19 protein-coding genes and 1 tRNA gene are annotated in these 14,729 nt (G+C 50.4%); 6 read left to right on the top strand and 14 right to left on the bottom strand.

The window, feature by feature from the left end:
- The first annotated feature begins 110 nt into the window (after positions 1–110).
- From dcuC to WBL83_RS07875, 3 genes are all read left to right on the top strand, one after another.
- Positions 111–1,487, top strand: a complete 1,377-nt coding sequence (gene dcuC / locus WBL83_RS07885) for an anaerobic C4-dicarboxylate transporter DcuC (RefSeq protein ID WP_424588615.1) — start codon at positions 111–113, stop codon at positions 1,485–1,487.
- Between the two features lie 96 nt (positions 1,488–1,583).
- Entirely contained in the window at positions 1,584–2,390 is an 807-nt protein-coding gene (gene rna, locus WBL83_RS07880; protein ID WP_424588614.1) for a ribonuclease I, read from the top strand.
- A 93-nt stretch (positions 2,391–2,483) separates the two neighbouring features.
- Positions 2,484–2,633, top strand: coding sequence for a hypothetical protein (locus WBL83_RS07875; protein WP_424588613.1), 150 nt, complete (start codon positions 2,484–2,486; stop codon positions 2,631–2,633).
- Between the two features lie 43 nt (positions 2,634–2,676).
- Here the strand turns inward: WBL83_RS07875 and WBL83_RS07870 are convergent, their stop codons facing one another.
- A complete protein-coding gene (locus WBL83_RS07870; RefSeq protein WP_424588612.1) occupies positions 2,677–3,507 on the bottom strand; it encodes an alpha/beta fold hydrolase in 831 nt (276 codons plus the stop codon).
- A gap of 289 nt (positions 3,508–3,796) precedes the next feature.
- On the opposite strand from WBL83_RS07870, the gene WBL83_RS07865 reads away from it, so the two are divergent.
- Complete coding sequence (locus WBL83_RS07865) at positions 3,797–5,173, top strand: GntP family permease (protein ID WP_424588611.1); 1,377 nt, start codon at positions 3,797–3,799, stop codon at positions 5,171–5,173.
- A gap of 160 nt (positions 5,174–5,333) precedes the next feature.
- Positions 5,334–5,744: a nucleoside diphosphate kinase regulator gene (rnk, locus tag WBL83_RS07860; protein ID WP_424588610.1), complete on the top strand. Its 411-nt coding sequence runs from the start codon at positions 5,334–5,336 to the stop codon at positions 5,742–5,744.
- Between the two features lie 33 nt (positions 5,745–5,777).
- On the opposite strand, the gene malI is transcribed toward rnk, so the two are convergent.
- The 5 genes from malI to folD form a co-directional block, all read right to left on the bottom strand.
- Positions 5,778–6,794 carry a Mal regulon transcriptional regulator MalI gene (gene malI / locus WBL83_RS07855; RefSeq protein WP_424588609.1) on the bottom strand — a complete coding sequence of 339 codons (1,017 nt, stop codon included), beginning with the start codon at positions 6,792–6,794 and terminating at the stop codon, positions 5,778–5,780.
- Positions 6,795–6,929: 135 nt separating this feature from the next.
- Entirely contained in the window at positions 6,930–8,429 is a 1,500-nt protein-coding gene (locus WBL83_RS07850) for a PTS transporter subunit EIIC (protein ID WP_424588608.1), read from the bottom strand.
- A 196-nt stretch (positions 8,430–8,625) separates the two neighbouring features.
- Positions 8,626–9,153 (bottom strand): metal-dependent hydrolase, encoded by a 528-nt coding sequence (locus WBL83_RS07845; protein ID WP_424588607.1) that lies wholly within the window; start codon positions 9,151–9,153, stop codon positions 8,626–8,628.
- A gap of 57 nt (positions 9,154–9,210) precedes the next feature.
- Positions 9,211–9,423: a ribosome-associated protein YbcJ gene (ybcJ, locus tag WBL83_RS07840; RefSeq protein WP_424588606.1), complete on the bottom strand. Its 213-nt coding sequence runs from the start codon at positions 9,421–9,423 to the stop codon at positions 9,211–9,213.
- Position 9,424: 1 nt separating this feature from the next.
- Positions 9,425–10,291 (bottom strand): bifunctional methylenetetrahydrofolate dehydrogenase/methenyltetrahydrofolate cyclohydrolase FolD, encoded by an 867-nt coding sequence (gene folD, locus WBL83_RS07835; protein ID WP_424588605.1) that lies wholly within the window; start codon positions 10,289–10,291, stop codon positions 9,425–9,427.
- A 199-nt stretch (positions 10,292–10,490) separates the two neighbouring features.
- Here folD and WBL83_RS07830 point away from each other — a divergent pair.
- Positions 10,491–10,567: transfer RNA gene (locus WBL83_RS07830), tRNA-Arg, on the top strand.
- A gap of 311 nt (positions 10,568–10,878) precedes the next feature.
- Here the strand turns inward: WBL83_RS07830 and WBL83_RS07825 are convergent.
- The 8 genes from WBL83_RS07825 to WBL83_RS07790 all read right to left on the bottom strand — a co-directional run bounded on the left by WBL83_RS07825 (position 10,879) and on the right by WBL83_RS07790 (position 14,488).
- Entirely contained in the window at positions 10,879–11,556 is a 678-nt protein-coding gene (locus tag WBL83_RS07825) for a DNA cytosine methyltransferase (RefSeq protein ID WP_424588604.1), read from the bottom strand.
- Positions 11,534–11,776, bottom strand: coding sequence for a hypothetical protein (locus tag WBL83_RS07820; protein WP_424588603.1), 243 nt, complete (start codon positions 11,774–11,776; stop codon positions 11,534–11,536). Before WBL83_RS07820 ends, WBL83_RS07825 begins: the two co-directional genes overlap by 23 nt.
- Before the next feature lie 110 nt (positions 11,777–11,886).
- Entirely contained in the window at positions 11,887–12,483 is a 597-nt protein-coding gene (locus tag WBL83_RS07815) for a hypothetical protein (RefSeq protein WP_424588602.1), read from the bottom strand.
- Between the two features lie 158 nt (positions 12,484–12,641).
- Positions 12,642–12,821: a hypothetical protein gene (locus WBL83_RS07810; protein ID WP_256450479.1), complete on the bottom strand. Its 180-nt coding sequence runs from the start codon at positions 12,819–12,821 to the stop codon at positions 12,642–12,644.
- Between the two features lie 36 nt (positions 12,822–12,857).
- On the bottom strand, positions 12,858–13,148 hold the full coding sequence (locus tag WBL83_RS07805) for a Ref family recombination enhancement nuclease (protein WP_424588601.1): 291 nt from the start codon (positions 13,146–13,148) through the stop codon (positions 12,858–12,860).
- Complete coding sequence (locus WBL83_RS07800) at positions 13,148–13,351, bottom strand: hypothetical protein (protein ID WP_424588600.1); 204 nt, start codon at positions 13,349–13,351, stop codon at positions 13,148–13,150. Before WBL83_RS07800 ends, WBL83_RS07805 begins: the two co-directional genes overlap by 1 nt.
- Before the next feature lie 82 nt (positions 13,352–13,433).
- On the bottom strand, positions 13,434–13,610 hold the full coding sequence (locus tag WBL83_RS07795) for a hypothetical protein (RefSeq protein ID WP_256450476.1): 177 nt from the start codon (positions 13,608–13,610) through the stop codon (positions 13,434–13,436).
- A 251-nt stretch (positions 13,611–13,861) separates the two neighbouring features.
- Positions 13,862–14,488 (bottom strand): recombinase family protein, encoded by a 627-nt coding sequence (locus WBL83_RS07790; protein WP_256450475.1) that lies wholly within the window; start codon positions 14,486–14,488, stop codon positions 13,862–13,864.
- Positions 14,489–14,729: the final 241 nt, after the last annotated feature.

The raw sequence follows: 14,729 nt of genomic DNA, 5'->3' as shown, positions 1-14,729 counted from the left end.
CCGCTTTCGCAGACGGCTTTAAAGTCGTTCTATTAATTATTTTTCTGGCATGGCGTTACGTTCAGGTGCGGCCCATAGATGCCGAATACCAAACGCAACAGGGGGCTTTAATGCTGACAACGATTGAATTACTTATTGGGGTTGTGGTGATTGTTGGTGTAGCTCGCTACATCATCAAAGGCTACTCCGCTACCGGCGTATTATTCGTCGGCGGCTTAACATTACTGATTATTAGTGCCCTGATGGGTCACAAAGTCTTACCTGCCAGTGCTGAAAGTACCGGTTACACCGCCACCGATATTGTCGAATATGTCAAAATCTTGCTGATGAGCCGTGGCGGCGATCTCGGCATGATGATCATGATGCTGTGCGGTTTCGCCTCTTATATGACACATATTGGCGCGAACGACATGGTCGTGAAGCTCGCATCAAAACCGCTGAAACTCATTAACTCACCTTACATTCTGATGATTGCCGCGTATTTCGTGGCTTGCCTGATGTCACTGGCGGTCTCCTCTGCAACGGGCCTGGGTGTATTGCTGATGGCAACGCTGTTCCCGGTGATGGTGAACGTCGGGATTAGCCGTGGCGCTGCGGCGGCAATTTGTGCCTCCCCTGCGGCCATCATTCTGTCTCCAACTTCTGGCGACGTGGTGCTGGCGGCGAAAGCGGCTGAAATGTCACTGGTTGATTTTGCCTTTAAAACCACCGTGCCTATTTCTATTGCGGCCATCATTGCGATGGCGATTGCGCACTTTTTCTGGCAACGCTATCTGGATAAAAAAGAGAACATCAGCCATGAAATGCTCGATGTCAGCGAAATCCAGACTACTGCGCCTTCTTTCTATGCCATTCTGCCGTTTACGCCAATTATCGGCGTGTTGATTTTCGACGGTAAATGGGGCCCGCAGCTGCATATCATTACTATTCTGGTCATCTGTATTCTGATGGCGGCAATCATTGAATTCTTCCGTAGTTTCAATACACAAAGCGTCTTCTCCGGACTGGAAGTTTGCTACCGCGGTATGGCAGATGCTTTCGCAAACGTGGTGATGCTGTTGGTCGCGGCGGGCGTATTCGCTCAGGGCCTGAGCACCATCGGCTTTATCCAGAGCCTGATATCCATTGCGACGTCGTTTGGCTCCGCCAGTATCATTCTGATGCTGGTATTAGTGATACTCACCATGTTAGCGGCAATGACCACCGGTTCAGGTAACGCGCCGTTCTATGCCTTTGTTGAGATGATCCCGAAACTGGCTCACTCTTCTGGTATCAACCCTGCGTACCTTGCGATTCCAATGCTGCAAGCTTCCAACCTTGGCCGTACCATTTCTCCGGTGTCCGGCGTGGTTGTAGCGGTAGCGGGTATGGCGAAAATCTCCCCGTTCGAAGTGGTAAAACGCACTTCAGTCCCGATTGCTGTAGGTCTGGTGGTGGTGATTATCGCCACTGAGATCCTGGTGCCATCGGCGGCGATTCTTCCTTAATTTTCAGGAACTCAATAAGCGCCTCATCGGGGCGCTTTTTTTATGTTTAAATAAAAAGACTTCTGGAATTTATTACGGCTCCCGAGCGAGAAAAGCATGAATAAGATGTGGCGAACAACGCTAATTTTGACCTCCCTGATGACCACCAGCCCGCTGCTTCACGCAGAAGATCTCAGCGCAAAAAACTATGCCGACTTCGACCGTTACGTACTCGCCCTTTCCTGGCAAACCGGTTTTTGTCAGAGCATGCATGAACGTGATCGCAATGAACCAACGGAATGTAAAACCCAACAGGAACAAAGCGATAAACGTGCGTTTTTAACGGTGCATGGGTTGTGGCCAGGGTTGCCAAAGTCCATAGCCTCACGCGGTGTAGATGAAAAACGCTGGATGCGTTACGGCTGCTCAACGCGCCCGGTGCCAAATATGGCGGAAGTACGCGGTTCGCAAAAGTGCCAGGCTCCCGCACCTGAATTATCCGCAGACGTCGCCGGCAAACTCGCGGGCGTTATGCCTGGTGCGGGCGGCAAATCCTGCCTTGAACGATACGAATATGCTAAACATGGCGCCTGTTTCGGCTTTGATCCCAATGCATATTTCGCGACGATGGTTCGCCTGAATGGTGAATTCAAACAAAGCGCATTGGGCACTTTCCTTGCGGAAAACTATGGCAACGTAGTCACCCGTAAAGCATTCAATAAAGCGCTGGAAAAGAGTTGGGGTAGCGATGCGGTGAAAGCAGTTAAGCTGACCTGTAACGGCAATCCGGCTTATCTGACGGAGATGCAAATCTCACTTGATGCCGGGCAAATTAACGGCCCGTTAACTGAAAGCTCATTCGCCACGCAAAAAAATCCCGGTAACTGTGCCAAACAGTTCCGACTTGATGCGGTCGGCTACTAACTCGCTTAAATACGGAAGTCAAAAAACAATCAGTTCACTATTAGTTCCGCATTTGTAGTCATATGCTTTGACTATCGAAAACGGAGGTAAAAAATGAACACGACAAAAAGCTTCTTGAAACAGTTAAAAACCCAGTTTGAGCACGAAGGGCAGGCGCATAAATTGTTAGGTTTGATTTGGCTTTCGCCGCAGCAGCGCTACGAAATCTTAAAAGAGATTATGTTGCCGGTTGCGGGCAAATGAAGAGGTTAAATGGCGGGTGAAACTTCGCTCACCCGCCCGGATGTTACCCTTTCAGAAACTCCAGTAAATCTGCATTCACCCGGTCTTTCTCAGTGGTACAGATACCGTGGGAGCCGCCCTGATACACTTTGAATATCGAGTCCGGCAAGGTCGCCGCCGTGACTTTTCCGCAGGTTTCAAACGGGACTATTTGATCATCATCGCCATGTATAACCAGCGTTGGGATGGTCATTTTCTTCAGATCTTCGCGCAAGTCGGTTTCAGAAAACGCTTTAATACAGTCGTAAAGCGCTTTAATGCCCCCTTGCATGCCCTGCTCGACAAAACTCTCCCTTACACCTTCCGAGGGGGTCGCTCCTGGTCGGTTATAGCCATAAAATGCCAGAGTCAGCTCTTTGAAAAAGTCTGCCCTGTTGGCACGCACGCCTTCACGGATCCCATCAAACACATCAATGGGAACGCCGTCTGGATTAAAATCGGTTTTCACCATGATCGGCGGCACGGCACTAATCAACACGGCTTTTGCCACACGGCTGGTACCATGGCGGCCGATGTAACGCACCACTTCGCCACCGCCCGTGGAATGGCCCACGTGGACCGCGTCTTTCAGATTTAAATGCGCGGTTAATTCCGCTAAATCATCAGCATATTGATCCATATGATTACCTTCCCAGGATTGCGATGAGCGACCATGCCCGCGCCTGTCGTGTGCAATTACGCGGAATCCTTTCTGCCCCAGGAAAAACATCTGATCTTCAAACGCATCTGCTGTTAACGGCCAGCCATGGCTGAATACTACCGGTTGTCCTTCTCCCCAATCCTTAAAGTAAAGAGAACTGCCGTCCTTTAACGTGAGTTTGTCGTAATCGCTCATGATATCTCCTCTACAGGTGATGATCGTACGAAGTGCCCGATTGAATGGTGCATATACAGCGTAATGCAATTTTTTCAGATGGCGGGTTGATTTACGGTCTTAAATTCGTCAGCGGTGTGATTATGTGTTTTTTTGGATAGTTTGACCTTGCTCCCAAAATGCCAATAAACATGGTCAGGTCCATTCCCGAGTAGCTGATGTTACCAGTATCATGTTACCGGTATCAGAAATCTGGTGAATTATGCCTTAGGCCTTTTTCACTTATAAATTCGGCGCAGAGGACAATCAAATGACCGAAGTAACAACACATCTTGGTGCAGGAACGCTGCTAGGGATCGCAGCCTGTGCTGTTGTACTCCTACTTATCCTTATCATGCGCTTCAAAGTGCATGCATTTTTAGCTTTAACACTTGTGAGTGTCGTCGTCGCCCTGGCGACTGGCGTGCCGTTCGATAAAATTGTCCCAACAATTTTGGGCGGTTTTGGTAGCACCCTGGCAGGCGTTGCGCTGCTGGTTGGCCTTGGCGCAATGATTGGCCGCTTGCTTGAAATTTCCGGCGGGGCAAAAGTACTTGCCGACACGCTAGTCGGAAAGTTTGGTTCGCATCGTGCTCCACTGGCGCTCGGCGTGGCTTCGTTGCTGTTCGGTTTCCCAATCTTCTTCGATGCGGGACTGGTGGTAATGCTGCCGATTATCTTCAGCGTGGCTAAGCAGTTCGGCGGCTCTACGCTGAAATATGCGCTGCCAGCTGCCGGTGCGTTTGCAGTCATGCACGCCCTGCTGCCACCACATCCAGGTCCGGTTGCTGCCAGTGAATTGCTGGGTGCAAACATCGGTCTGCTGGTGATTGTTGGTCTGGTTATCGCGATCCCAACCTGGTATCTCGGTGCATATCTGTTTGGTCTGTACGCCGGTAAAAAATTCCACGTTCCATTGCCTTCTTCTTTCCTCGGAAGCCTGGAAGCCGACCCGAAACACCAGCCACCAGCATTTAGCACCGTATTAGCGATTCTGCTGCTGCCACTGGTATTGATTTTCCTCGATACAGGGCTGAACACCGCGACTGTGCTCGGTTGGGTGAGTGCCGATAACACCGTGATTCAACTGCTGCGGATGTTGGGTAAAACCCCTATCGCACTGCTGATTACCGTCTTCTTCTCCCTTGCCGTGTTTAGTGGCCGCCATAGCCGTCAGCATCTGGAAAAAGTGTGTGATGGCGCGCTCGGCCCGATTTGCGGCATCATTTTGGTGACCGGTGCGGGTGGTATGTTTGGTGGCGTTCTGCGTGCAAGTGGCATTGGTGATGCACTGGCAGGCGTGCTCTCCGATACTGGCATGCCAGTGATTGTGGCCGCGTTCGTTATCTCTACCGCTCTGCGTGTGGCGCAAGGTTCTGCAACTGTTGCACTGACCACCACAGCGGCGCTGATTTCCCCAATGGTTGCCGTCACCCCAGGCCTGAGCCAGTTTGACCTGTGCTTCATCGTGGTAGCCATTGCCGGTGGTGCGACCGTACTGTCTCACGTGAACGACTCCGGCTTCTGGCTGGTTGGCCGTTTCCTTGAAATGGACGAGAAAACCACTCTGAAAACCTGGACCGTGATGGAAACCTTGATCGGGACAATCGCCTTCCTGTTCGCGCTGGTAGGCAGCATTATTCTGTAAACTGTGCTGTTATTAAAATGTGACTGAAGTCGCTTTAATCTAAGCGTTAAGCTCAGTATCATCATCACAGACCAAACCCTCACTCATATGAGTGAGGGTTTTCTTTTGTAAGGTCCGCCATCAGACACAAGAGTGCCTGTTTTTTTACATGGAGAGAAATATGTCCAGACCAGCCATTATCATTAATGAACTTGATGCCGAGCGTATCGACCGATTGCTGGAGCAACCACAGTTTGCCAACCAGCCTGTCGCTCAGGCACTGAACACCGAACTGGACAGAGCAGAAATGCGTAAGCCTGAAGATATGCCGGCTGACGTCGTGACCATGAACAGCCGCGTGAAATTCCGCGATCTGGCCTCAAAAGAGGAGCATGTCCGCACGCTGGTGTACCCGGTCAACCTGACAGACAGCGACAACCAACTTTCGGTGATGGCCCCGGTTGGCGCAGCGCTGCTGGGTTTGCGTGTCGGTGCAACAATCAACTGGACGTTACCGAACGGTAACCAGACGCATCTTGAAGTGCTGGAACTGCAATACCAGCCAGAAGCGGCAGGCGAGTTCCATCGTTGATGATTTATCCCCCTTCAAGCGGAGGGGGAAGAATTACGCAGACTCGCGCGGCACTAACTCCCCAGAAATAATAATCTTCTGCGACGGCAACGTCGGGGTTTTAATCTTATTCACAATCAACGTGGCTGCCTGTCGACCCGCTTCTTCGCTGGATGACGAGACATAGGTAAAGCGTGGAGAAGTGAGATTAATGTGCATCATATCTTCGAAGCCAATCAGTGAAACTTGCTGAGTCAAAAACACATCTTTACCGACGGTTCGCCCGACCTGCTGAATACCATTCAGGCAGCCAATAATGGCAGACGGCGAATGGCAAAGCATGGCGGTGATTTTGCTATTATTCTCAAGCAACTGTCGCGTTAAGCGAGCCGCAGCCTCGGTGTTGTTTTCACACACAGGCGCCCACTCCTCACGAAATGGCAAATTGTATTGGGCAAGTGCATTGCGATAACCGAGTAAGCGTTCTTCGCGCATCAGGTTATTCGCCGTACCACCCAAATAGGCGATATTTCGGTGGCCACGGTCAATCAAATAACGCGTCGCCTGGTGTCCTGCCTGGCGATTATCCCGCCCAATCACATCCCGATGACTACTCACCGTCGATTCAGAAATGATAACTGTCGGTAATGTGCATTCAGCAATCAGGCCAGGAATGGAGGCTAAACGGTGATTGGCATCCAGATAAATCACCCCTGCCACGCCTTGTTGGGTGAACGAGGTTAAACACTGTTGTAATTGTTCTTGATCATTTTGTGGATGGCCAAGAAAAACCATATAACCTTGTTTTTCCAGATAATTAACCACGCTCGCCATCACGTTAACGCAGAAGGAATCGTTGAAATCCCTGATAATCAGGCCGATAAGATTGGAGGTATTGGAACGCAGATTGGCGGCCGCCACGTTATGAACATAGCCAAGCTGTTTAATCGCAGCATTGACCTTTTCGATGGTCGCATCCGAGATCTTTCCTTTTTGACGCAGCACCAGTGAAACGGTGGAGACAGACACTCCAGCCAGTTGTGCCACATCAATAATATTGACCTTTTTCATCCTGCTCCTTTACACCAAATATCCTTGTTATCAATACCATAAAGCCCCCAGTAAACATACCGAGTTTTGCTGCCCTTTCCCCTAAAGCCTTCAAGCTACAGGCGTTGGCTGCAGCCTGAAGGATGACAGGGAAAGTTACTTACCGATCATCGTGGACATCGTCTGGGCAATAAACTGCGCGCGCGCACCGAAAATCACCTGAATCCCCGAATCACCGACAAACACCACACCACGCGCACCGAGGCTGTTAAGGCCATCTTTATCAACGTGTTCGCTCTTCTCAACTTCCAGACGCAGACGTGTAATACAGGAACCGACAGAGTTGATGTTCTCCGCCCCACCCAGCAGGCCAATGATATCGCCAGCCAGTTCGGTGTCGGTTTTGTCATTCGCATTGGCCGTCACATCTGCACGGCCCGGCGTTTTCACATCAAAACGGCGAATCACGTAGCGGAAAGTGAAGTAGTAAATCAGCGCCATTGGCACACCGACGATCACCGCCGACAGGAAGTTAGTCTGGTAGCCGTTGAACGAAGGCAAAATACCGAATGAAATGTAGTCAATCATCCCCGCCGAGAACGACTTGGCGATGTGCGCATGCAGCAAATACATACACATATAAGACAGGCCAGCCATAATCGCGTTAAAGACATACAGGATTGGCGCGACGAAGATAAAGGTAAATTCTACCGGTTCGGTGATGCCCGTCAGGAAACAGGTCAACGCCGCAGAGAAGAGAATACCGGAGGCAATTTTCTTATTTTTGGTGTTCGCTTCGTGATACATCGCCAGACACGCCGCTGGCAGGGCAAACAGCATCAGCGGGAACTCGCCCTGCATGAATTTACCGGCGTTCTGGTAGCTGTCGCTGCTGAAGGATTTGGTGCCCTCTTCGAGCATTTTGAACCAGATAGTCTGGTCGCCGTGGATCACCTGACCGGCTTGCGTGGTGTATTCGCCAAACGAATACCAGAACGAAGGATACCAGATGTGATGCAGCCCCAGCGGGATCAGCGCACGTTCAACGAGGCCGAAGATAAAGGTGGACGCAGCCTGATTATCGCCGTTGACCACAACGGAGAGCGCATCAATGCCCGACTGAATGTGCGACCAGATATAGGGCAGCACCATCCCGAGCAAGAAGGATAAAAATGCCGTCGCAATAGCAACAAAGCGTTTACCCGAGAAGAAGCCGAGGAATTCAGGCAACTGCATGGTGTGGAACTTGTTATAACACCAGGCCGCGAGAATACCGGAGATCAGCCCACCAAAGACGCCCATCTGTAAGGTCGGGATGCCGACCACCATGGCGTACTTCCCGCCTGCCGCCGCCATTTCTGGCGTGATACTCAAGACCGTACCAATTGTCACGTTGATGATAAACACTGACACCGCTGCCGACAGCGCCGCAATCCCCGACTCCGCCGCTAACCCAACCGCCGAACCAATCGCAAACAGCATCGGCAGGTTATCAAAAATCACCCCGCCGGCGTTCATCATCAGTGGTAGATGGAATTTATCGCCAAAGGCCAGTAACAGGCCCGCAGCAGGAAGCAGCGAGATCGGCAGCATTAATGCACGCCCTATCATCGACAGCTTAGATAACGATTTCGTAACGCTCGATAACAAACTCATTGATAATCCCCCGGTGTTGACGCCGCCATCGCGTTTAATAGATTTACGCGTTTTTATGGTAAGTAGAACGTTCTAGTAGAACGTTCTACTTATACTGACGAAACGAATTTTTCCCGGCAACTAAAATCTGAGTTGTAGCCATACTGTTATCGAATATTTGAAGTTGCGCAGGTTTTAACCTGATTTTTGTGGGGGATTAGCGGAAGTTTTTACGCAGTACGAATAATAAAAATGCCATCAGTAAACCGGGTAACCAGACCCATTGCCATTCAGACCACATCACCGCCTGCCCGCGCGGTTCGAGGTAGCTTGAGAGCGCAAATGGTGCGACGCGAATGACTTGCCAGGGGGCGAAAAACCGGTCGTCTGACCACGGCCACAGCCAGCCAACACCTTTGCCACCCGTAGTGACCGAATCCAACAAACTATGTGAAAGCAGCGAAACCGTGAGGAATAACCACACCCGAATAAAGCCAGCTCTGAACCAGCGGTAACCCAACAAACACAGCAACGGCACAACAAATGCGAACAACAACGAATGGGTAAACCCGCGATGGCCGAACGCATTTCCGTAAGCCACACCAAACTTAAACGCCAGCACGTCAGCATCCGGCAACATGGCGAGAACGACGCCGCCCAGCATTAAACGCGCAGGAATGATTTTTCTGCCAAGTCCTAATCCAAGACAAAGAGGCACAGCAGCGTGAGTAACGATAGTTGGCATGGAAAAACTCTGTAAGTCCCTCTCTCCGAAAGAGAGAGGGTTCGTGCGAAGGGAAGCTTACGCCTGAACCGTAATGCTCAGACTTTCAAAAACAACCGTCTGGCCTGCAACGATTTTGCAGCGTTTACGGGTTTCGACTTCGCCATCTACCTTCACCAGTCCTTCGGCAATCACCGCTTTCGCCTGTGCGCCGCTTTCACACCAGCCTTCCAGCTTCAGCAGATCGCATAATTCAACGTGTGGGTGTTTACCTAATGAGAAGGTCGCCATTTTACTCTCCATCGACATCATGATATTCCTCGCAAGCCTGCAAGGTATTCTGGATAAGAGTGGCGACGGTCATTGGGCCAACGCCACCCGGAACCGGCGTAATATACGAGGCTTTGGCTGCGGCTTCATCATAATTTACGTCGCCGACCACTTTGCCGCTCTCAAGACGGTTAATCCCCACGTCCACGACAATCGCCCCTTCCTTGATCCAATCCCCTGGAATGAAGCCAGGTTTGCCGACCGCGACAATCACCAAATCGGCGTTCTCGACGTGCTGACGCAGGTTTTTAGTGAAGCGATGGGTAACGGTGGTGGTGCAACCCGCCAGCAGCAGTTCCATGCTCATCGGGCGACCAACAATGTTAGATGCGCCAATCACCACGGCGTTCAGGCCGTAGGTATCAATGCCGTAACGCTCAAGCAGCGTCACGATGCCACGTGGCGTACAAGGACGCAGACGCGGCGCACGTTGGCACAAGCGGCCAATGTTGTATGGGTGGAAACCATCCACATCTTTATCCGGGTCGATACGTTCCAGCACTTTTACGTTGTCAATGCCGGCTGGCAGCGGTAACTGAACCAGAATACCGTCGATTTCGTTATCTGCGTTGAGCGTATCAATCAGCTCCAGCAGCTCTGCTTCCGAGGTGGTATCAGGCAAATCATACGAGCGAGAAATAAAACCGACTTCCTCACAAGCTTTACGTTTGCTACCGACATAAATCTGCGATGCAGGGTTCTCGCCAACCAGTACAACTGCAAGTCCTGGAGCACGTTTTCCAGCGGCAATTCGGGCTTTCACTTTTTCAGCAACTTCAAGCCGTACCTGCTGCGCAATCGTTTTACCGTCAATAATCTTTGCTGCCATCAGTCAGATGATTCCGTCTGTAATCGAAAAGGGAGGGGATTGTTTCTATTTTGTCAGAAGCGCGGCTCGCTGTCAGGCATTGTTAAGCGTTTATGCTTAATAGTCGCGCAGGTAGATGAAAAGCCATTGACTAGAAAGGTACTGACCGTATAATCCGAGCGTTCCGAAAACATGGTACGATACAAAAAGCACTTTCAGTGCGCCCTTAGCTCAGTTGGATAGAGCAACGGCCTTCTAAGCCGTAGGTCACAGGTTCGAGCCCTGTAGGGCGTACCATTTAAATCAAGTAGTTACGTATATTTTTACCGTCACACCCTCCAATAGCGTCTACATAAGCGTATACATAACGCATTTTCGTAGCACCAATAAAAAAGGCCGGGTTTCCCCGACCTCTACACTAATTAAGACTCTGTTTGCTTACCCAATCCTCATAAACCGAAACAGGCCAGCCCAAAAAAGTCCCACCCTTCGTCTTGTGGGGGCGTGGAAAGTCGCCCGTTTTCGACCACATCCACCACAGCGACTTATAGCTTTTACCAGTTAACGATGTCATTTCCTCCAGGGAAATGTAGCGCGTTGGCGTCATGCTACCCCCCCTTGCAAGCGTTGGCCTCAAAGACTGCACGAGCAAACCCGCGCGGCGTAAGGCTTCTCAACTGCTTTGTCTTTGGTGACTTGCCGCCCAGGTAAGCCCAGCCCCAAAACTTACCGATGTGATCCACCGGTTTATGCTCTGGCATCCTGAAACCCCCACCAGCCCAAATACACGTTTTTTTCGTGTACCCGTCACGCGGTGGCATTCGCGGGTGATACTGCTCCTCCTCTCCGGTCATGTAGCCCCCGTACTGGTACGGGTCAAAGTAGTGATCCGGCTTGCGCCATAGGGTAGACATTTTTCCTACTGGGTTTTCTACCATCCACGCCGCGTTATATCGCCTGCCTAGCTCCTCAACCCGCTGCGCGTGACCGATAACGGCGTTCATTGCAGACTCGGAACGCTCATGTTTTGCGCCTGCCGCCGAAAGCGTGGTGCAATCGGGGAAAGCGAAAATAACATCAGGATCAGGTACGCCCATATCGAGGCGGCGGGCATCAAATCCCCTTTCAATCCAGCAATTTACATAGTGTAAATTTTCATGCTGCATCTTGATTTTATACGTGCCGTGATTTGCGCCGTCAGCGTTAAAGCAATAAACCTGATGACCAGCTTCCGCCCAGGGCAAGCCCATAATCCCCGAACCATCAAAGAGCGACCAAATTACCATTCTCAACCCCCAGGCGAGCGCCGCCGCCGAAAACCTTGTGTATCAGATAGCCTTGCCAGTTCTGGCGGCACTCCTCCGCAACGCTTACCGCTGGGATCAGGTGCGCATCCTTTAGCGCGTAATACAGAACTTTTGCGCCGCGCTCCTCTGGTTCGTAGGAAATAGCGGTTCCATCCTTAATCATTCGGCGGATACCCCAATCGACCTGTTCCGCAGTCATGCCCATTAACTCAGCTATCTGGTGCCGGTTGTTCCCTGGGTTGTCCTCGATTGTCTTGCGGACTAACTGACTACGGGCGCTAGGGATGTCAGGGCGTGGTTTCTTCGCTGTCATCTTTGTAACAGTGCCTCCACGTAGCCTGGCGTTTTTAACTCGCTGCGGATGCCATCCATCAAGTGAGTGGCAACGATCATCTTGTGACCGGTTACGCGCTGATATTCGTGCATGGCGTCAGTGACGCGAGTTAACACGGCGTGGGCGACTTCTTCCAAATCCCCCTTGTAGTATTCCGGTTCGGGGCATTCTGGCTTGCAGACAACCGCACCAGCGCAAGCGGCGGCACATTTACTAACCTCTGCGGCGGGGGCTGGGGCTGGGGCTGGGGCTGCGGTGATTGTTTCGCGCTCCTTGCGGATTGCAGTCATGTATTCATCAATCACTTGCGGTGACATATCAAACTCACCACGGTGTGCGGCCTGGCAGTGAATTAAGAAATCGCGTTCGGTTCCCGTCATGCCGTGGGATTGAATGCGGCTGCGGAGGGTGTCAGCAATTTTGCGGAGGCTATCGCGCTGCGTTGCCAGCCCAATCACCTCAGCGTTAAGGGCGGCGATTTGGTCGCGGTTAATGCGTTGAGCGGACGCTTCCTTTTTCAGCGCTAACTCTAATTCAGCAATGCGGCGGTGGCCTTTGAATATATTAAACATCGTTGTAATCCTTGTAACCTTCGTTATTCTTTATTGAAAATGACGAATATCTTAATTTAAGGTTTCCAGCTTCATTAAATAATGAAACGGTGTGAACTTTTGGGTGCGGGGCATTATCAAATAACGGTTCTGATTTATAACCCTGGCACCACGTCGCCCTATTTGGCTTTATTCTCCGCTTCATTCGGCACCACCCCCCGCGCTGCTAACTCAGCATCAATTGCCTGATTTGCAAGGCGGTTAGAGCGAGCACTAGTCTCATTCCAGGCGCGTAACTCTACTAATTCTGCTGTAGAGAAATTCTTAATGATGACTTTGAAACTTTCCGGCATTTGCATTTTTGTTAATCCAGTAAAATAACGACATCTAATCCTTTAGATATTATTGAGCGTTAGCGCTAATAGTTCGCGCTCGTCGCCATAGGTTGCCGCAAACGTTTTATAGGCGGCGTGAACTGCTATTTTTTTTGCTGCTTTGTCGTTGTGGCGGTGATGCCCAACACACAAACAAATCACTTCAAACCATCCAGCGCGTTGCGCCGCGCCCTGCCCCTCCCTTATGTGATGAATCTCACCAGGCGTGAACCACTCACCAGACTGGACGTAACAGGCAACACAACCCAATCCCGCCACGCGGTTAACGTGTTCACGCTCTGCCTTTTTCATTACGCCACCACCTCAAAGCAGCGAGCCACAGTCTCAGACTCAGCCAGCAACCACAGCCGACCGTATACCTTTTGGGTGTCGCCCATAGACTGGTTGTGAGCGTGATTTGCAAAGTTAGCTAACTGCTCAGTAGTCGCAACGGTGCGGAATTGCTGGAAATACGCCGCTGCTTTCTTGTTAATTTGCTTGCTGGTTACTTTCATATTTATTGCTCCTTTTGGTGGATTTTGGGCAATAAAAAGCCCGCACGAGGCGGGCTATAAAATGTAGCTCCAGCGTCGTTTGTTATTTTTGAAGTTCTTTAACTTTCAGTTCACGGCGGGGACTGTATAGAACCCCATCAATTACGATAAAGCCCTTATCTATCCACTGATGCACTTGAGGTGCCAGAACACCCTCGCTTTTGGCAAATGCCGCTTTGTTTCCATCAAAGTATTTTTCAATATATTCAGTAAGTTTCATTCTTCCTCGTCTCGTTTCGATGGATTTATATTAAGTGTTTTACTTACTATCAGCAAGCATTTTATTAAGTGTTTTACTTATTATTTTGATTCACCACTTTTCACACCACGCGTTTCACCTCACTGGTGGGGTGAGTGCATTCTGCCAATCCCACCCCAATGACGCTACAATTAAAATAATTCTTAATAAACAAGGTGTTAAGTGAATTGCACCCACTGTAAGTGACTATTTTACAATAGATATAATCACTATTATTGGCTCTGTTCTTTCATCGCTTTTGCAGCCTTAGCGATGGTGGAGCGGCTAACGCCCAGCGATGCCTCAATCTGGCTGTAAGACTTTCCACCAGCTAACAGCGCCGTTATAACTTCTCGCTTTTTCTCGTCAGTCTGGCGGCCTTTATATTTGCCTTCATCCTTAGCTTTGGTGATACCTTCTTTTTGGCGACGGCGGCGGTCGGTGTAGTCTTTGCGGGCAATGGCTGCGAGCATGTCCAGCATCATGCCGTTAATGGCTTCCATCATTCGAGCGGTGAACTCGTCTGCTACTGTCATGAACATGTGCGACGTTGGCAAATCAAGCGCCACAATGCGCACGCCTTTTGACGTAATTGCATTTCTGAGTTTTTGCCAATCCTCGGCGTTTAAGCGGCTCAAGCGATCCACCTGCTCAAGCAAAAGAATATCGCCCGCTTGCGTGTTTTCTAGTAGGCGGAAAAGTTCAGGCCGCTGCATTGATGCGCCGCTTTCGTTTTCCACATACCAACCCGCTATACGCACACCATTAGCAGATGCGAATGATTCTAGTGCGCCCCTTGCTCGACTTGCGTCCTGCTCTGATGTCGAAGCTCTCAAATAAGCGTGAATGTAATTTTTCATCACTTTCCTTTGCGTCAGTTCGTTTTAGGTGGTTATGTTCGCACTAGTTCGCTTTAAATACCAGAACAACACTAAAACGAACCGATAGCCATAGTGCGCTAACGGTATACCTATTTCGAACCACCATAAAAACAAAAAACCCGCTGTAGCGGGTTAGGTGTTTTACTTAATCGGTAATGGGGAGGTAAGGGGTTCAGGGTTGTCAGTTTCCTTTCAAAATTCCGACAATAAGCCCCACCCA

The organism is Buttiauxella sp., from assembly GCF_049686335.1.
Classification (GTDB): domain Bacteria; phylum Pseudomonadota; class Gammaproteobacteria; order Enterobacterales; family Enterobacteriaceae; genus Buttiauxella.
The sequence above is the reverse complement of the archived record's forward strand: the minus strand, read 5'-3'. Positions and strand labels throughout refer to the sequence as shown.